This is a genomic window from Mucilaginibacter sp. (assembly GCF_025359345.1).
In the GTDB taxonomy this organism is placed as follows: Bacteria; Bacteroidota; Bacteroidia; order Sphingobacteriales; family Sphingobacteriaceae; genus Mucilaginibacter.
The window spans coordinates 242,557-260,498 of sequence record NZ_JANYGQ010000036.1; the positions used below are offsets into that span (position 1 = coordinate 242,557).

Genomic DNA, 17,942 nt, shown 5'->3' on the forward strand with positions numbered 1-17,942 from the left:
CGGTAGATAAACGAAAATTTAATTTAAATATTTAAAAACGATGAAAAAGATTTATATATACACGCTAACGACCCTTACGTTATTGGGGGCCGCAAGCTGTAAAAAACCAAGCGACTTCGGCACGACCAACAACGACCCGACCGCGGTTCGGAACCCTGTTGTGAGCGCGTTGCTGGCAAACGTAGAAAATAACCTGCCAAGTTACGTGGCAAATGGCGCATTATCCGGAGGATCGTATGCTCAATATTTTTCTGAAACCCAATATCCCGGCACTTCGCTTTATTCGGCGCCTACTAATAGTTTTGTAGGAACTTACAATGGCGACCTTGAAGATTGCCAGAACGTTATTAGCCTTAATCAAAGCAAAAACTCGGTTGCTGCTGCCACCATATTGCAGCAGTACATTTATTGGATAACAACAGATTACTGGGGCGATGTCCCTTATAGCCAAGCCTTACAGGGCCTTAAGGCTATCACTCCGGCTTATGATAAGCAGGAGGATATTTATAAGGGCATCGTTACCAAGGTTCAAGCCGCTGTTGCTTCAATGGACGGTGGTTCGGTACCGGGAGACCTTTTTTATGGCGGCGATGCTGCATCATGGAAAAGAGCAGGTAACTCGTTAGTAATGCTGGTTTCTATCCAGGCATCTAAAAAAGTACCGGGAGCAAGTGATTTTTATGCAACTGCATTTAAAGCTGCTTTAGCTGCAGGCCCTATTACAACAAATGCACAAAACTTTGGTGTAGCCTATCCTGGTGGTAGCTTCAAATCGCCATGGTACAACCTGTTTAACGGAAGACAAGATTGGGCTGAAAGTAAAACCTTTACTGACTACCTAAAGTCTACTAACGATAACAGGCAAACTGTTACTGGTGGTTCGTATAGCGATCCGGCCCAAACTACCGGTGGTACAGTAGGTTCGGCCGACGGTGTTCCTTTCGGTGTTGACCGTACTACAGCTAATAACTACATTGCTGCAAACTCTGATTGGGCGATGGTGTTGCGTGCAGACAAACGCACCCAGGCTTCGAGGGTTGAAGTTATAACTGCTTCTGAAATTGCCCTTGCAACCGCTGAAGCTATTAACATAGGCTGGACAACCGGCGACCTGGTTGCCACTTATCAAAATGGTGTTAACCTTTCATTTGCACAATGGGGACTTGATGCACCTACAGCTACATATTTCAGCAACGCTAATGTTGTAGTAAGTGGGGCACCCGGTATTGCAAACGAAAAAAACATTGCTGTACAACAATGGGTAAGTGCATATCCTGATGGCCATATGGGTTGGGACATCTGGCGGAAAACAGGGTACCCTGCTCTTAAACCAGCCCCTGCCGCATCAAACTCGTCAAAACTGATTGTTAGAAGGTATATGTATGCAACTTCTGAACAAACAACTAACGCTGCAAACGTAAAAGCTGCCAGTGCCCGCGAAGTAGGCTATGCGCCTGGGGTAGATTCACAGGATAATGCAGTTTGGTGGGATGTTATTGGTTTAACATTGCATCCGTAAGCCGAGAGCAGATAGCAAAAACATAAATGAAACTGTCATGGACTTGTGTTCATATGGGAAGGTCCATGATAGTTTAGTAACAATTAAAAAATTATAAAAATGAAAAATAAATTTTTAAAATATGCGTTTCTTGGCTGCTCGCTGATGCTTATTTTCAGCGCCTGCCGTAAGGACCCCTTTAGCGGGACAGAAACAAAGCAATCAGGCACTACGTTTGTTTATATAACAGAAGCTGGCGGTAGTCCGTATTATCAATTTTTTGATGTATTTAGCGACGTTAAGCCTGTGGTACTTTTCACTGTTAGGCGTGATGCTTCCAGTAATTCTGATTTGCAGAAAGCTGTAACCGTTACCCTCACTGCTCAGCCTGATTCTACAGATAATTTAGGTTTGACACCTTTTACCAGCGATCTTTACACTACTCCGAGTGCTGCTGATCTTGCAGCGGGCGGTTTGTATTCAAGCTCGAAAGGTGTTACGGTTAGCGGCGATGGTTCCGTTATAACTTTAAATTTTGCGGCAGGCGAATTCATTAAGAATATAATTTTTAAGGTGGATGGTAGCAAACTCGACCTTTCAAATACTTACGGCTCGGTTTATAAAATTACCAGCATGAGCGCTTTCAAACAAAAAGCAAGTCTTGGCACAGTTGCGGCGGGTGTTGCTGTGAAAAATGCGTATGACGGTACTTATGCTCTTACCGGGACAGTTTTTCGGTTTGTAGCAGGCGGAGCTCCTGAAGATAATTCTAATGGTTTGAGTGGTTCTATTACTGCGGGTGTGACAAGCACAGTTATAACTAAAGGCCCCGTTAGTAATAACTTCAACATCGCTTGGGCAAACGGCGGTGGTGTAGGTGGTATTGATGGATTGTATTTTACTGTAGACCCGGCAACTAACAAAGTTACAGTGGCTTCAACAGGTAATCCAAATTTGCACAATATTGATGGCATGGACAATTTTTACGATCCGGCTACCAAGACATTTACATTGAATTTTGCATGGTTCGGCGGAGCGCCGCCACCAGTAGGCTCGAGCAGGCAAGCACACGTGCAGCTTGCTTACTCAGGTCCAAGATAACAATTAGCATACTTTGCTTAAGCCGCCCCACTAAATTTGGGGCGGCTTTTTTTATGCCCTGCATTTAACTGTTCGTAGTACCGGTCGTTTACAACAATAGGCTCATTGTCAGCGTTTATAATTGGTACTGCCTGTTACAGCAACATATAATTTGTAATTTTTTCGTATATTACCAATAACAAAATCAAACGCAATTAATGAAAACAATCTGGGTGCTTTTTTTGACAGCTGTTATCAGCGTCAATTCGTTTGGCCAAACAACCTCAATTAGTGGAACGGTAAAGGATGCGCAAGGTCAGCCTATTCCCCTGGCTTTTGTGCGCGACGTGCAACATTATTATGCAACTTATGCCGACTCGGCAGGCTCGTTTCTGCTTAAAGCCGATCCTTCATCGGTGTTAGTTGCAATTGCCAACGGTTTTGCAGATACGCAGGTTAAAATAGAGAATAAAACCGTTGTGAATATAGTTATGCCGACAGGTACATCGTCGTCGGCAAATGCGGCAGGTAATTCCGCAGGTTTGGCTGGTCCGGAGACTGATGGCGGCGGTGGTGTGCCTTATTATCAAACCCTGATGACGCAAACCGGCTCAAGCACAGCCGTTGCCGCCGGGTTTGCGCACGAGCCTACAAGAGGCAGCCAGTTTTTGCTGCCGCATTGGGTACACGGTTTTGCCATTGGTATTAAAGATTCGCTTTGGTTTGATATTAATAATTTATATAATTACGACAAGGCCAGCGGCTCCCTGTTGTTTACTAAAGATATGAAGACGGTGATGCGGATTAATAAGCCGGGGATAAAATACTTTAGCCTTTTTAACGGCAAATTACTTCCTCTTACTTTTGAAAACGCCCCGGCAATAAGTAAAAAGCCTTACATCGAGGTGCTGTTAAATAACGCCAAATACAAAATATACAAGCAAACAGATAATAAGCTCGTTCAGGCCGATTTTAAAAGCGACGGGGTTATTACGTCAGGTAACAGGTACGATGAATATGTTGACTATGAGCATTATTATTTCGTTAAAGCGGGCGATAAGCCAAAGGGGATTTCTTTAAAGAAAAAGACGCTGAAAGAGTTGCTTGGCGGGGATGCCGACAAATTTATAGCCGCCCAGGGCGACCGGGATGTAGATGACGACTACGTACGCGAACTTGGCTACAGCCTGGCCCAATAATTTCGTTGTAACATTTTTTTTACCTTCAAACAACCCGGTTTATCTAAATGATGGGAACCGCACGTGCGTTCTGCAAAGAATATTTTTATCTTTAGGCCTTAAATCTTTTCAATATAAAATATGAAGACTATTACTACAAGCTTATTACTTATACTCACCAGCGCAGCTGCGTTTGCACAAACAATTGAAGTTAGGGGCACGGTGAACAATCAGAAAGGCCAGCCCGTTCCATATGCTTTTGTACGCGATGCACAGCATAATTATGCAACCTTTGCCGATTCAACCGGTACATTTATGCTAAAAGCGGATCCGGCGTCGGCGCTGCAGGTGTCTGCCGGCAACTATAAGGAGACACAGGTAAAAATCGAGAATAAAACAAATGTTGCGGTGGTTTTGCCGGCCGATGCTCCACAAGGTGGCGTTGCATCTTTAAAATCGGTAAAAGCCGAGATAAATGACGAGTTTTTGCATCGCGGCCAATTGATGTTTGGGGGTGATGCAAGCCAACAGCAGGTTAAGTCCGGCTTTACGCAGGAGGCTACCAGGGGCAGTCGCTATTTGTTCCCTGATTGGATTCCCGGATTTGGCATAAACAAAGGAGACTCGCTTGTTGTTGAGAAAGCCAATATGTACAACTACGACAAAATAAGCGGCAACATCTTATACACAAACGACGGTAAATCAATGGCCGCTGTTTCGAACAGCCAAATCAAGAGCTTTAGTTTGTTTGATAAAAGAGGACAGGCGCACGTTTACGAAAGCTCACCGGTTATAAAGGACAAGTTGTTTGTTGAAGTATTGTTGAGCACTCCTAAATATAAAATATACAAAAAGAGTGACTCAAAACTTAGCAGGGCTGATTTCCATACAGACGGCGTGCTTGAAATGGGGCATAGATATGACGAGTATGTGGATAATGACCGCTATTATTTTGTAGGGGCAGACGGTAAGGCGCAGTCCATTTCGCTTAAAAAAAGCACCTTAAAGAAACTTTTAGGCGGTGATGCCGATGCATTTATTGCATCACAAGGCTCGAAAGATGTTGATGACGATTATGTTAGGGAACTGGGTAATAGTTTAGCCAAATAAATTTCGGGAGAACCGAGCCAATGACTTTTAGTAAGCCGGACAAGTAGTCCGGCTGTAAACAGGCGGCCTTTAACAGGTCGCCTGTTTTTTGTAACAATTTTGCGATGATTGGGGACTGTTGTACAAGGGTTGACTAAGAAATTACGTTGTTTGGCGGTTTTTCGACTGATTGCCAACTGGTTGTTGTGCTAACAGTTTTTTTTTGGTAACTTAAAGGCCCCTGACGGAAAATTATTTAATCTTTTAGAAAATAAAAATGAAAGCGATTATCACAACAACAAGTTTACTGTTGGTTTTGGGCACGGTCGCCCTTGGCCAAACGGTTACGGTAAAAGGTACGGTAAATAACCAAAAGGGGCAGCCGATCCCTTATGCATTTGTAAGGGATGCACAACATAATTACGCAACATTTGCCGATTCGACAGGGGCGTTTAAAATTAAAGTCGACCCTTCGTCAACACTGTCGGTTGCGGCCAGTAATTATAAAGACACTGAGCTTAAGCTTGATAATAAAACAGATGTAAACATAGTGTTGAGCGAAGGCACTGATGACGGTAACGTTGCATCGCTTAAGTCGGGTGAGCAGGGCGGCAACTCAGAGTTTCTGCGGGCGAGGGATCAGGTAGTTAAGGGTTCCGGGGCGATATCGGCGAGAGCGGAATCTGGAAGGGAGGGAGGCGCCGGCGGGAGTGACGTTACCTTAGTAAAGGCTGGGTTTGTAGGTGAACCAACCAGGGGCAGCCGCTATTTGTATGAAGATTGGGTGCCGGGTTTTGGGATTAATAAAGAAGATGGCCTTGTTGTTGAAAAAACCAACATGTATAACTATGATAAAATTGGCGGCGACATATTGTTTACCAACGATGGCAAATCAATGGCGAAAGTATCAACAAGCCAGCTAAAGAGCTTTACATTATATGATAAAAAGGGCCACGCCCACCTTTACGAAAATGCCCCGGAAATAAACGACAAGCCTTTTGTTGAAGTTTTGCTTAAAACCCCCAAATATATCATCTACAAAAGAGTAGATACCAAACTAAGCAAAGCCGACTATCATACTGATGGTGTGCTTGAAATGGGGCACAGGTATGATGAATACCAGGATATAGACCGTTATTTCTTTGTGAACACAGCCGAAAATAAGCCGCATAAAATATCCCTCAAAAAAAGTGTGCTTAAAAACCTGATGGGTGGCGATGCCGATGCATTTATTACAGCGCAAGGCTCACGGGATGTTGACGAGGAGTATGTTAAGGATTTAGGGGCGAGTTTGAATAATAAGTAAACAGCTCTGAAATATAATAGAGAAGCCGGGCAAAAGTCCGGCTTCTTTGTTATTGATTAAGTTCAATTATCGCTTATCAACGCTATATTTTCCAGGCCCTATAAAAAACAACCCGGCAAACGTAACGGCGTCCTCAATGGCGTGCGCTGCGTCGTCCAGTCCACCACTGTGCAGGTGCATAGCGATAGCTACACAAAGGTTAATAACAAGCACCAGGCAAACCGGCCTGAAGGCGAGGCCTAAAATTAGCAGTACGCCACCAATGGTTTCTGTTAATGCTGCTGCAAGCCCCCAAACAATGGGCAGGAAGTGGATGCCGACATAGCCCATAGCGCCGCCAAGCTCTTTCCACATTTTGGGTCCACCCATAAGTTTGGGGTACCCGTGCCAGATAAACATAAGGCCAAGGCCAAGCCTGATAACAAGCAGGCCGAAATCTTTGTATTTTGCTAATTTGCTGAATAGTGCCATTGATTGGAGATTAGGGATTAGTTTGATATAAGTTATTAACCAGTTTCTCAAAGAGTGAACATGGCGCAAGTTAAATGTTTATGAAAAATTTTATGCTAACTGTAAGAGATATTTGCCCCGCTTTTGGTGACGGACAGGTGCAATAGTTTGCCTAACACCAGGCTGCAGTTATCGGGCACATGCCCTGCGGGGAAATCAAAGCATACCGGGTAATCGTAGTCTTTTACCACTTCCATTACAATTTCGGGTACTGTTTGCCCAAAGGGGATATCGTTGTCCTTCACATCGGTAAAGCCGCCTACAATGAGGCCATTTAGCTTTGCCAGCTTACCCGCCCGCTTAAGGGCGCGCAGCATACGGTCGATGCTGTATAGATATTCGCTTACGTCTTCTATAAACAATATTTTGCCCGTATAATCCATGTCTGAAACGGAACCGGATAACGAAAGCAGCAGCGATAAATTCCCGCCTATCAGCAATCCTTCGCCCTCGCCGTGCCGGTTTAAAGCATGTGGTTCAAGTTGGTAGCTTATTGCTTCACCGAACAAGGCCTTTCGTAACGTATCTAATGAACGTTTGGAAGCATCAGGGATGGTCATGGGCATTTGTCCGTGGATGCTAGGCGCATTAAAATTGGCAAACAAATGGGCGTGCAGCAAAGTGATATCGCTAAAACCGACCACCCATTTGGGGTGTGTAGCAAAGCGGCTAAAATCAACCATATCAATCATCCTAACCGTTCCATAACCGCCGCGGGCGGCAATGATGGCCTTTATGCTGTCGTCATCAATAAAACGCTGAAAATCCTTTGCCCTGAACTCGTCATCGCCGGCGAATTGGTGCCAGGACGCATTTACGGTATCGCCAAGCACCACTTCCAATCCCCATGATTGAAGCAGATTGATGGCATCCGTCATCGGGTTAGGCAGTTTTTTTGCCGGGCAGGTGACGGCAATTTTGTCGCCCGCCTTTAGGTATGGCGGGTTAGTCCGAAAGTCAGTAAAGTCCGAAAGTCCGGAAGAAGTTGCAGTTGTATCCATCATAAAATCGCTGCCGGCAAGGTACGCAAAATCTAAAAACTTTCTGTCTTCGGCGCCTCTAACCCCTTTTTGTCTTCGGACTTTACCGACTTTTCCGACTTTCCGGACTAAAACGGTATCTTTGCCCCATAATGTCACAATTGAATAAATTTAAACGGTTTACAGTCACTTCGGCGCTACCTTATGCAAATGGGCCGCTGCATATTGGCCACCTGGCGGGTGCATATTTGCCTGCCGATATTTTTGTGCGCTACCTGCGCCTCCAAAAAAAGGATGTGGTGTATATATGCGGCTCCGACGAGCATGGCGCTGCCATTACCATAAAGGCCAAAAAGGAAGACACTACCCCGCAGGCAATCATTGATAAATATCATCACCAGATAAAAACCAGTTTTGAAGAGTTTGGGGTATCGTTTGATATTTATCACCGTACCTCGTCGCCCATACATCATGATCTTTCGCAGGAGTTTTTCCTGAACTTATACGAGAAGGATGAGTTTATAGAGAAATTTTCGGAACAATATTTTGATGAGGATTACCAGCAGTTTTTAGCCGACCGCTACATCATTGGTACCTGCCCCAATTGCAGCAACCCCAATGCATACGGCGATCAATGCGAAAACTGTGGAACATCGCTAAATCCTACAGATCTTATAAACCCCATATCAACCTTAAGTGGTAAGCCTCCGGTATTAAAACTTACCAAGCACTGGTTTTTGCCGTTGGATAAATATCAGCCCTGGCTGGAGCAGTGGATTGAAACCAAGGAAGACGAATGGAAGGTAAATGTATACGGTCAATGCAAGTCCTGGTTGAAATCGGGCCTGCAACCCCGCTCCATGACACGCGACCTCGACTGGGGTATCGATGTGCCGCTGGAAGAAGCAAAAGGCAAAAAGCTTTATGTGTGGATGGATGCGCCGATTGGCTACATATCGGCCACCAAACAATGGGCTATAGATAACGGCAAAGACTGGAAATTATACTGGAAAAAACAGGAGAATGAGGCTGACGAAGCTTGCCTGCTGCATTTTATAGGCAAGGATAACATTGTATTCCACTGTATTATTTTCCCATCGATACTGCATGCGCATGGCGAATATATTTTGCCTCAGAATGTGCCTGCCAACGAGTTTTTGAACCTGGAGGGTGATAAACTTTCAACCTCGCGTAACCATGCGGTTTGGCTGCACGAATATCTGGAAGAATTCCCTGGTAAACAGGACGAACTGCGTTATGTGCTAACCTCGATACTGCCCGAAACCAGCGACAGCGAATTTACCTGGAAAGATTACCAGGCGCGAGTTAATAATGAGTTGGCAGATATTTTAGGCAACTATGTTAACCGTATAATGGTATTGATGCACAAATACTACGATGGAAAATTAGAACATGAAACCGGTAAAATAGTACTAACGGACAAAAGTGTCAATACGGAGATCGGAAGGCTGTACGACGAAATACAGGTAAATCTTGAAGCATACAGGTTCAGGGCAGCATTGCAAAGTGTAATGAATATGGCTCGTTTGGGTAACGGTTATTTAACCGAGCAGGAACCATGGAAGAAGATAAAAACAGATCCGGGGCAGGCTAAGGAGGCATTGCACAATGGTTTGGTACTAATGGGACATTTGGCGGCCTGTTTACAGCCGTTTTTACCCGCTACGGTAAGGAAGATGGTGGAAATGCTAAACATTCCATTTAGTGCAATAGCAATGGATGCTGAAATGGCTTTTACAAGCGGCCATCAGCTAAATAAGCCGGTTATACTGTTTGAAAAGGTTGAGGACGAAGTGATAGAAAAACAGTTGCAAAAACTGGCAGATAAAAAAGCTGCGACAGCACCAACACAACCGGCAATTGTACCTGCAAAGGAAAATATTAACTACGAATCCTTCGCTACGATGGATATCCGCACAGGTACCATTGTGACTGCTGAAAAAGTAGCCAAAACAAAAAAACTGCTAAAGTTAAGCATCGATACAGGTCTCGACACACGCACCATCGTATCCGGCATTGCCGAATATTTTGAACCCGAAGCCATAATCGGCCAAAAGGTAAGTGTGCTGGTAAACCTGGAACCCAGGGAGATCAAAGGCATCCTGTCGCAAGGTATGATACTGATGGCAGAAAGCGCTGACGGGAAGTTAAGCTTTGTTGTGCCGGGTGGGGATATTCATGATGGGTCGGTGATACGATAAGCGAATTGGAAACAAAGGGTTTTGACAAATCATCTATAATTCGCACCTTTGCACAAATTCAGGAACCGGTAAGGTAAATCCGAAATCAACCATCCGAATTCCGAAATAAAAACAGGTCCCGTAGTTCAACGGATAGAATAGGAGTTTCCTAAACTCTAGATATGAGTTCGATTCTCGTCGGGACCACAAAAATCAATATCAAAACATGATAAAAGCCTGCAAATCAAATGATTGCAGGCTTTTGTTTTTTGGTCAAAACACCAAAATATGCACCAAATCACGTTAAAAAAGTGAGTAATTCGGTGAGTATCAAAAAGCAAAGTTACTACTCACCAAAAAAGCTGTAAATTATTGACTACCAGCCAGTTCAATAATTGAACATCTTGATATCTATTACTTGCAAGCATACATTTGTTTAACTTTTTAATGCTTGTAATCATGAAAACTAATTTCAATCTGCTCTTTTATTTAAAGAAACAAAAAGCTTACGTATCAGGTACTATGCCTGTTTATATGCGTATTACCGTTAATGGGAAACGTTCCGAGGTGTCTGCCGGGCGGGATTGTGAGCCGTCAGGGTGGAATAACCACTCCGGGCGGGGCATTGGCACTAAATCGGAAGTAAGGGCTTTAAACAGTTACTTAGACACCCTGCAAGCCAAAGTGATGAACGCCCACCAGCAACTAATTGGCGCATGTGAAAGTATTACCGCCGACAGGTTACGTAATCAATTTATTGGCCGTGCAGAAAAACCCTACTATATAGTAGCGTTATTTAATGAGCACAACGAACAGGTAAAAGCATTAATTGGCAATGGCTTTGTAGCCAACACCCTTAAAAGTTATCGCAGTTCCTATAAGCACTTATCGTTGTTTGTGCAGCATCAATATGGCATAGCTGATATGGATGTTAAAAGTTTGAACCATGCCTTTATCGTCAATTATGAATTTTACCTAAAAACGGTATGCAAATGCAGCGGGGTATCTGCCGCTAAATATGTAAAGCACCTAAAAAAGATCGTTAACAATTGTTTAGCTAACAAATGGTTAAGTGATAATCCATTTATCAATTACAGATCAAAGGCCAAGGCGAAAGAAAAGGAGTTCTTAATGCAGGATGAATTGGAAGCCATAGTGATTAAGGGGATTACTATTGAAAGACTGATACAGGTGCGGGATATATTTATATTTTGCTGTTATACCGGCTTATGTTATGCAGATGTGCAGAAATTACAACGCCACCAAATTGCCAAAGGTGTTGACGGTGAACAATGGATATTTACAACAAGACAAAAAACAGATACCAGTTCAAGAATACCGTTATTAGCCATAGCCGCCGACATTGTAAACAAGTATGCCGATCACCCGCAATGCGTAAATAAGAACCTTGTTTTGCCCGTTTTGAGCAATCAACGGATGAACAGCTACTTGAAGGAAATTGCTGATATATGCGGCATTACCAAAACACTCACATTTCACATGGCCCGGCACACATTCGCTACAACGGTAACTTTATCCAATGGTGTACCTATTGAAAGCGTTAGCAAGATGTTAGGCCACACCAATATTAAAACCACACAACACTATGCAAAGGTTTTGGATTTGAAAGTGAGCAAGGATATGGCTTTGCTAAGGCGAAAATTTGCTAATGAATAAACTACTCAAAAACTTGAGGTCGCAATTTGCGATCTTAAGTTAATTTAAGACAAATTAAAACCATCCAAATTATGGAAGAGAAAGCACTAATACCCGATGAAATAGTAATGAACCAAATATATTACATAAGGGGTCAAAAAGTCATGTTAGATCGTGACCTGGCTAAACTATACCAAGTAGAAACAAAGGTTTTGAAACAGTCTGTAAAACGTAATATCGCAAGGTTCCCCGAGGATTTTATGTTTGAAATGAGTAAAGAGGAATTTCAAATTTGGAGGTCACAATTTGTGACCTCCAAATCAGACCAACAGGGTTTAAGGTATATGCCTTTTTGTTTTACCGAACAGGGAGTGGCTATGTTATCCAGCGTTTTAAACAGCGAACGGGCTATAAATGTCAACATACAGATCATTCGCATTTTTACCAAACTGCGGAAAATGCTGTTTGATAATACTGATTTACGGTTGGAGGTGGAAAAAATAAAATCAAAGTTGGATAACCAGGATAAAAACATGGAAATCGTATTCCGCTATTTGGATGAACTATTGGAAAAGAAAAATGAACCCAAACCGCGCAAAAGAATAGGGTATAAATCGGACGATCTGTAAGTGTTAAAAGTGAAGTAGTCGCCATTTCTTCACCGCGACAGCGAATTTAGCCCACAGGGATGAGCGCTGCCCCGGTGCAGCCCGCAAGCGGCTTCGGTGCGAAGCATCGGGCGGCGTTTTAGCCGCGTCCATTTTTGAAAAAAAATGGAGCAAGCGGAAGTTGGGCAGAGCCCTACTTTGCTTGCCCTACGCTTCGCTACGGGGGTTTAACTTATACTCCAGGTATAAGTTGAGGCCCCACAACTATCAGCAAGACCGAAATAACCATAAGTCAACTTATAAGTACATACAAAAATGAGCACAAAAGACAATTATAGCAAAACGCTCCGTTTTTCAACGGAGACCGATGAAAAGCTTAGTAAACTTTCCCAAAAATTCAGCTTAAGCAAATTCCAGTTCTTTAACAAGATGGTAGAATATTTTCACCGTACAAAAAAAGACCCATCAGATATTAATGATGAGGTACTTAAAAACACGCTCGTTAAAAATCATGACACCTATATCCGGTTCATCCGGGCGCAGGAAGAAAAAATACTAATCCCGGTCAAAACTGAAGTTGACCGCATGGTACAATCCCAAATCAAAATACTGGACTGCTTTAACGGGCAGGTATTGAAAGCTAATAGAGATTTACTGAATAACCAACAGGCACAGGTTGAGAAATCGGAGGAAATGCAGCAGCTGATGAAAACAATCGCGGAAAAACTGGAAACCAAAGAAAGTCTCAAACTCAAATTCCAATACATCCTAAACCAATATGCCAAAGCACGGGAAAATTTCGGCTTCACAACATCGGTTAAAGAAAAAGAGGAACTGGTACAGGAAGCCCGGCAAATGGTGGCTAAACTTTAAAATTCAAATCAATTTATATTATTATCGTCGGCAGAAAAATAATAAACTCCTATAAGCTTCGGTGAATTATCTGCACCACACTGACTATGCCAAGCCGCATTGACACCAGTTATCTCAGCAGTTCCAGCCGCTTCATTCGTCCCTCATTCAGCCGCTTCACTGCATTTTAAAAGACCGCGCGATTTGAGTGTCGCCTGCGCTCACTCAAACCACACGGACTTTTTGCCGCCACTTTATATTTTTAAGAAGCGTTTTCAATGTCCTTTTAAAAATCCCCCCAGGCTTTTTGGTTAGCAAATTTCTGAACAAGCCCTTTGACGTCAAGACCAGGGCCCTGCGGGTTTGCTGAAAAAAAACCTTCCTTGCTCGTTCCTCGCAAGCGTATTTTTTTTCGCAAAGTCTTGCCTTACAAAGGGCTTGTATTCAGGTGAGGTTGCTTAACAAAAAGCCAGGAGGCCCTGCCGACTGACTTTAAAAAGAAAAGCAACCATGAAAACAGCAAACGGCAGAAGCCCACCACACACAGCCCAACAGCGGAGCGGACAGACCGCCTAGCCATTGCAAAACACCCTATTAGGGCAATTACTGAATTTATTAAAATCATTCAAAAATTAGAAATTATGAAAACCGCAGAAGTAAAAACAACAGGGATTAACAATAACAAAGTTGAAAGCAAGGCAAATAGTGCAGGTACCGATAACACACCATAAGCCCCCTTGCTTAACTATGTTTTATTAGTACACATTGCCGCATTTGCGGCAAAAGAAACGAAGAAAAGCTCTTAAACTTCGACCAATTGAACAATCAATGGCCGGCAATCCGGGTTTTTTGCCGCGCTCTAAGTGTCTGAAAACTCCTGATAAGTGCTATTTATCTCTCTATAAATTCGGTTTACTTTTATGAAATAAATTCATTTGAGCGCTTTCAAGTAATGTTCAGGAGGCTGATTACAACAAACCCGATGAAGGCTGTAAACCTGTAGGAGGGTTGGCTGCGTTGCAATCCTGTTTTTGAGTGTTTATCAAATCAAAAAATAATCTCTGGAATATCCATCCGGAAAGATTTGGTAGAATTTCCGAAGAATTGTTTGAATATACATGATCAAGTTCAGCGAAAGAAGAAGTGAACCATATACTTAATAGTATCGTAATCTTGTCCGTCGAAGTTTTTATGTCGTCAATATTATGATTGTATCATATCAGTGTCCATTTATTGTGTTGAAATCACCATATAACATGATTTATATCATATTATAAAGCTTCGAGCATGTGCACTTTTGCGCGATGGAACTTACAATTAACGCCCAAACAAAGATCAGCCAGCTGCTTGAAGTTGACCGTGACCTGGTGATCAGAACACTGGTCGGTTTGAATAAGAAATTTTCAAGGCTGAAAAATCCGTTGCTGCGGAATTTATTGGTCAAAAGGGTAAGCATCGCCGATGCCTGCAAAATATCAAAAACTGAGCTCAGTGATTTTATGTGGAGCATGAAGCAGATTGGGTTCAAAGTAACCGCGGACACTTCCGTTGAAAATGATATAGCTGAGCGGACTGTTTCTTTTCAGGAGCCTTTAGATTACCTTGAACTTGATGTACGTCCTGTATTGGCACAGGATAAAGACCCGCTAAAAGAAATATTAGCGGCTATCAAAAAACTCGAAGAAGGTCAGGGACTCAAACTCGTCAATACCTTCGAGCCGTTGCCATTGATCCATTTGCTGGCAGACAAAGGGTTTTCATTCCGCCTGGAACATCCGGAACCAAACCTGGTCGTAACCTATTTCAGCAAAGCAGGATCTATTGCGGACGAAACGGTTACCACTCCCTTAACAGCCCCGGCCGCTGATAATGACCAATTCGACCGGCTGCTGAAAAGATTTGATGAACACAGAATTACTTTTCTTGATGTTCGACAGCTGGAGATGCCTAAACCGATGCTGACCATCCTGGAACAAACGCCGAACCTGGTTGCCGGTAGTGCCCTGTTTGTGTATCACAAAAAAATACCGGTATACCTGTTGCCGGAGCTGGAGAAACAAGGATTGACCTATGTCTTTAAAACAATCGGCCCCGCCGATATCAACATGCTGATCTATAAAAAATGAGCGGGATCAAACAGAACCCTGGCCTTTATAAAATCGTGGTGACCCATTATGTGGCTGCCGCGTTTTGTTTTTTGGTGCTTTCTTTGATGATGTTATTTTCGGTGAAAGCATTTACCGGGCATTATTTTCACCCGCAGATCCTAGCTATAACGCATATGGCCGCGCTCGGCTGGGGAACGATGATCATCCTCGGGGCGTCTTATCAGTTGATACCTGTTGTGTTGGAAACGGAACTGTACAGCGAAAAACTCGCCTGGATAAGTTTCGCGCTCTTTGTGCCGGGGTTGATTGCGCTTGTCTATTCATTTTGGGTATTTGTGCCAGGCATTCATATGCAATGCGGCGCGATCTTATTGCTTTTGGCCGTCCTCTTATTTACGATCAACGTATACCTGACTGCTAAAAAGAAAAAACAGGAAACCATACAGGAGGATTTTATCTTTAGCGCTTGTATCTGTCTTTGCCTGACAGTAGCATTAGGCGCGGCTTTAGTCTTTAATTTTACAAGGCCCATATTTCCGCAGGATCAACTGCATTTCCTGAAATTGCACGCGCACATGGGGCTTATAGGGTGGTTCCTGCTGATGCTGATCGGCGTGAGTTCCAAATTGGTGCCAATGTTCCTGGTTTCATCCTACCAAAATACCAAACTACTCACCTACAGTTATTACTTAATCGTTGGGGCATTGCTTTATTTCCTTGTTGATTCTTATCTTTTCGGGCTTAGCCTTCGCACCTATCTGATATTCTTGATCGGTGTTTCAGGATTAGTCTGCTATTTTATCTTCATTTTAAAAAGCTTGCGATCACGGTTAAGAAAACACATAGATCTGCCGATGATGAACAGTTTTCTGTCGTTTATCCTGTTAAAGATCGCAACGCTGACTGTTCCGTTCATCATCTACTTCCACCTTAAAAACAACCCGGTTACTATTCGCTTTTCGATGATCTATGGCGAATTCATGCTGATGGGCTGGATCACCGCATTAATATTAGGGCAAACCTTTAAGACATTGCCGTTTATTGTTTGGGTTAAACACTACGAACACCTGACGGGCAAATTCAAAACCCCGATGCCCGCAGACCTTTTCGCGGATAACCTCCTGAAGGCACAAACGGTTTTCTACCTGATCTTTTGTGTGACCTTTATGCCTGGCTGTTACCTGCTCTTCCTGCCGCTGATCTATATCGGCATCGCGGCACTGATGGCTACCGCTATGCTGTACCTGTCGAACATCTTTATTGTACTATTTCATAAAACAGTAACTTATGGCAAGCTTTGATATTACCGACCCGCTTTCTTTTTTGAAAGAGCAAATGATGGAAACACTGCGGCTGGTGATCGATCCGGAACTACACATTAATATTATTGATCTTGGCCTGGTTTACGGTATAGAAATAGAGGCCCCGAAAAAACAGGTCAAGGTTGAAATGACCTTGTCCTCCTCGTATTGCCCGATGGGTGAAAGTATTGTATCCGCTGTAAAAAATTGTATCGAGGGCCATTATGAAGGTTATGAGGCTGCCGTCGACCTCGTTTGGGAGCCGGTTTGGTCTTATGATAGTATTACGGATGAAGGTAAACGATTATTAGGCCTGTGATGAAATGGTATCAAAGCCTGAATTATCCCCGGTGGGCGATCATTAATTTTATCGTGCTGAGTATTTTCGGTGTGTTACTACGTTATATACAGCTTTACGATGTCCCAAAGCTTGACTACCAGTTCATCCTGCATGCCCACTCGCACTTTGCTTTTTCAGGCTGGATGTTTTTCTCCATCGCCTTATTGATCGCCTCTTTATGCAATGAAGGGAAAATAGGTTCCGGTTTCAAAACCATACTTTTGCTAACGCTTATAAGCGCGTACGGTATGCTTGCCAGTTTTTCATGGCAGGGCTATAAACTGGTTTCCATCAGCTTCTCAACTCTTTTTGTATTGGTGACTTTTCGCTTTACCTACCTCGTGTTCCATGGAAACTTGCTTAAAAAATGTTTGAATGAACCAGCATATATCCTGCTCCGGGGAAGCCTGTTCTTATTATGCCTTTCGGCGCTGGGGCCATTCACCTTAGGCCCGTTGGCTGCATTGGGACTAAAAAACACACCGTACTACCAGGACGCAATTTATTTTTACCTGCATTTCCAAATGAATGGGTTTATGCTTCTGGCTGTTTTGGGACTATTAGCTGCAGCTTTGCCGCTTAAGCCATTAGGACGACCCTCAAGGATTTGGGTATATCTTTTTGCCTTCTCCGCGATCCCGCTCTATTTTATTTTTACGCTATGGAGCAAACCCGGTAATGGGCTGTTGATAGTGGCTTGTATTGGCGCAGGGTTAAACTTCGTCTGCTGGCTGGCATTGTGTTTTAACTTTAAAAGTAATTGGCGATATCTTCATTTTTTGGAAAAAGCAGCACTCATCGGCCTGACTTTAAAATGTTTTTTTCAGTTATTGGTTTGTATCCCGGCTATAGGAGATTGGACCTTTCTCAACCGTAACCTGATCATTGGTTATATCCATTTGCTCACCCTGGGAATAATCATGCCACTGCTGATCGGGCAATTTGTAAGGAAAAGGATGATTAGCTCCTGTAAATCTATTTCCACCGTAAACACCCTTTACGTCATCCTCGCCGTAACATATCTCGGTCTGCTCTTTGTGCAGCCTTTGCTAGCGCTGTTTTCTATAACGATCCCATCTTACCAGTTCCTGTTGTTCTTACTTTGCTTTTCCTTCCTTCCGGTCGGCGTTTTTTTGCTTTTTAAGACTAAAAACAACGTCTGAGAGCCTGATGTGACGACAATCACTTTTTTACCAAATAATAAAAGATACATTCATCCTTTATTATTTAACAAT

At 43.2% G+C, this 17,942-nt stretch carries 15 protein-coding genes and 1 tRNA gene; 14 read left to right on the forward strand and 2 right to left on the reverse strand.

Annotation, left to right across the window (positions count from 1 at the left end; genetic code table 11):
* Nucleotides 1-40: 40 nt before the first annotated feature.
* From Q0R52_RS26565 to Q0R52_RS26585, 5 genes are all read left to right on the forward strand, one after another.
* Complete coding sequence (locus tag Q0R52_RS26565) at nt 41-1,519, forward strand: SusD/RagB family nutrient-binding outer membrane lipoprotein (protein WP_295801004.1); 1,479 nt, start codon at nt 41-43, stop codon at nt 1,517-1,519.
* 99 nt (nt 1,520-1,618) lie between these two features.
* Nucleotides 1,619-2,599 carry a hypothetical protein gene (locus tag Q0R52_RS26570; protein WP_295801007.1) on the forward strand — a complete coding sequence of 327 codons (981 nt, stop codon included), beginning with the start codon at nt 1,619-1,621 and terminating at the stop codon, nt 2,597-2,599.
* 197 nt (nt 2,600-2,796) lie between these two features.
* Entirely contained in the window at nt 2,797-3,777 is a 981-nt protein-coding gene (locus Q0R52_RS26575; protein WP_295801009.1) for a carboxypeptidase-like regulatory domain-containing protein, read from the forward strand.
* Nucleotides 3,778-3,897: 120 nt separating this feature from the next.
* The gene (locus Q0R52_RS26580; RefSeq protein ID WP_295801013.1) at nt 3,898-4,866 is read left to right on the forward strand and encodes a carboxypeptidase-like regulatory domain-containing protein; all 969 of its coding nucleotides are present in this window, start codon (nt 3,898-3,900) and stop codon (nt 4,864-4,866) included.
* Between the two features lie 256 nt (nt 4,867-5,122).
* Nucleotides 5,123-6,151, forward strand: a complete 1,029-nt coding sequence (locus tag Q0R52_RS26585; RefSeq protein WP_295801016.1) for a carboxypeptidase-like regulatory domain-containing protein — start codon at nt 5,123-5,125, stop codon at nt 6,149-6,151.
* 66 nt (nt 6,152-6,217) lie between these two features.
* Here Q0R52_RS26585 and Q0R52_RS26590 read toward each other — a convergent pair whose 3' ends face one another.
* Both Q0R52_RS26590 and Q0R52_RS26595 read right to left on the reverse strand, forming a co-directional pair.
* On the reverse strand, nt 6,218-6,622 hold the full coding sequence (locus tag Q0R52_RS26590) for a DoxX family protein (RefSeq protein WP_295801020.1): 405 nt from the start codon (nt 6,620-6,622) through the stop codon (nt 6,218-6,220).
* 95 nt (nt 6,623-6,717) lie between these two features.
* The gene (locus Q0R52_RS26595) at nt 6,718-7,662 is read right to left on the reverse strand and encodes an LD-carboxypeptidase (protein ID WP_295801443.1); all 945 of its coding nucleotides are present in this window, start codon (nt 7,660-7,662) and stop codon (nt 6,718-6,720) included.
* 131 nt (nt 7,663-7,793) lie between these two features.
* Between Q0R52_RS26595 and metG the strand changes: the two genes are divergently transcribed.
* The 9 genes from metG (at nt 7,794) to Q0R52_RS26640 (ending at nt 17,870) form a co-directional block, all read left to right on the forward strand.
* Nucleotides 7,794-9,863, forward strand: a complete 2,070-nt coding sequence (metG, locus tag Q0R52_RS26600) for a methionine--tRNA ligase (protein WP_295801022.1) — start codon at nt 7,794-7,796, stop codon at nt 9,861-9,863.
* A gap of 114 nt (nt 9,864-9,977) precedes the next feature.
* Nucleotides 9,978-10,049, forward strand: a tRNA-Arg gene (locus Q0R52_RS26605).
* Nucleotides 10,050-10,301: 252 nt separating this feature from the next.
* Nucleotides 10,302-11,519, forward strand: a complete 1,218-nt coding sequence (locus Q0R52_RS26610; protein WP_295801026.1) for a site-specific integrase — start codon at nt 10,302-10,304, stop codon at nt 11,517-11,519.
* Nucleotides 11,520-11,590: 71 nt separating this feature from the next.
* Nucleotides 11,591-12,127, forward strand: a complete 537-nt coding sequence (locus tag Q0R52_RS26615; protein ID WP_295801029.1) for an ORF6N domain-containing protein — start codon at nt 11,591-11,593, stop codon at nt 12,125-12,127.
* A gap of 294 nt (nt 12,128-12,421) precedes the next feature.
* Nucleotides 12,422-12,979 (forward strand): BfmA/BtgA family mobilization protein, encoded by a 558-nt coding sequence (locus Q0R52_RS26620; protein WP_295801034.1) that lies wholly within the window; start codon nt 12,422-12,424, stop codon nt 12,977-12,979.
* Nucleotides 12,980-14,262: 1,283 nt separating this feature from the next.
* Nucleotides 14,263-15,084, forward strand: coding sequence for a DUF2249 domain-containing protein (locus Q0R52_RS26625; protein WP_295801037.1), 822 nt, complete (start codon nt 14,263-14,265; stop codon nt 15,082-15,084).
* Nucleotides 15,081-16,367 (forward strand): cytochrome C oxidase subunit I, encoded by a 1,287-nt coding sequence (locus Q0R52_RS26630; RefSeq protein WP_295801039.1) that lies wholly within the window; start codon nt 15,081-15,083, stop codon nt 16,365-16,367. Before Q0R52_RS26625 ends, Q0R52_RS26630 begins: the two co-directional genes overlap by 4 nt.
* Entirely contained in the window at nt 16,354-16,686 is a 333-nt protein-coding gene (locus Q0R52_RS26635) for a metal-sulfur cluster assembly factor (RefSeq protein ID WP_295801041.1), read from the forward strand. Before Q0R52_RS26630 ends, Q0R52_RS26635 begins: the two co-directional genes overlap by 14 nt.
* Nucleotides 16,686-17,870: a hypothetical protein gene (locus Q0R52_RS26640; RefSeq protein WP_295801043.1), complete on the forward strand. Its 1,185-nt coding sequence runs from the start codon at nt 16,686-16,688 to the stop codon at nt 17,868-17,870. Before Q0R52_RS26635 ends, Q0R52_RS26640 begins: the two co-directional genes overlap by 1 nt.
* Nucleotides 17,871-17,942 lie beyond the last annotated feature (72 nt).

Coding starts and splice junctions, on each gene's coding strand:
- Q0R52_RS26565 (WP_295801004.1), top strand. CDS start 41: ATGAAAAAGATTTATATATACACGCTAACGACCCTTACGTTATTGGGG.
- Q0R52_RS26570 (WP_295801007.1), top strand. CDS start 1,619: ATGAAAAATAAATTTTTAAAATATGCGTTTCTTGGCTGCTCGCTGATG.
- Q0R52_RS26575 (WP_295801009.1), top strand. CDS start 2,797: ATGAAAACAATCTGGGTGCTTTTTTTGACAGCTGTTATCAGCGTCAAT.
- Q0R52_RS26580 (WP_295801013.1), top strand. CDS start 3,898: ATGAAGACTATTACTACAAGCTTATTACTTATACTCACCAGCGCAGCT.
- Q0R52_RS26585 (WP_295801016.1), top strand. CDS start 5,123: ATGAAAGCGATTATCACAACAACAAGTTTACTGTTGGTTTTGGGCACG.
- Q0R52_RS26590 (WP_295801020.1), bottom strand. CDS start 6,622: ATGGCACTATTCAGCAAATTAGCAAAATACAAAGATTTCGGCCTGCTT.
- Q0R52_RS26595 (WP_295801443.1), bottom strand. CDS start 7,662: ATGGATACAACTGCAACTTCTTCCGGACTTTCGGACTTTACTGACTTT.
- metG (WP_295801022.1), top strand. CDS start 7,794: ATGTCACAATTGAATAAATTTAAACGGTTTACAGTCACTTCGGCGCTA.
- Q0R52_RS26610 (WP_295801026.1), top strand. CDS start 10,302: ATGAAAACTAATTTCAATCTGCTCTTTTATTTAAAGAAACAAAAAGCT.
- Q0R52_RS26615 (WP_295801029.1), top strand. CDS start 11,591: ATGGAAGAGAAAGCACTAATACCCGATGAAATAGTAATGAACCAAATA.
- Q0R52_RS26620 (WP_295801034.1), top strand. CDS start 12,422: ATGAGCACAAAAGACAATTATAGCAAAACGCTCCGTTTTTCAACGGAG.
- Q0R52_RS26625 (WP_295801037.1), top strand. CDS start 14,263: ATGGAACTTACAATTAACGCCCAAACAAAGATCAGCCAGCTGCTTGAA.
- Q0R52_RS26630 (WP_295801039.1), top strand. CDS start 15,081: ATGAGCGGGATCAAACAGAACCCTGGCCTTTATAAAATCGTGGTGACC.
- Q0R52_RS26635 (WP_295801041.1), top strand. CDS start 16,354: ATGGCAAGCTTTGATATTACCGACCCGCTTTCTTTTTTGAAAGAGCAA.
- Q0R52_RS26640 (WP_295801043.1), top strand. CDS start 16,686: ATGAAATGGTATCAAAGCCTGAATTATCCCCGGTGGGCGATCATTAAT.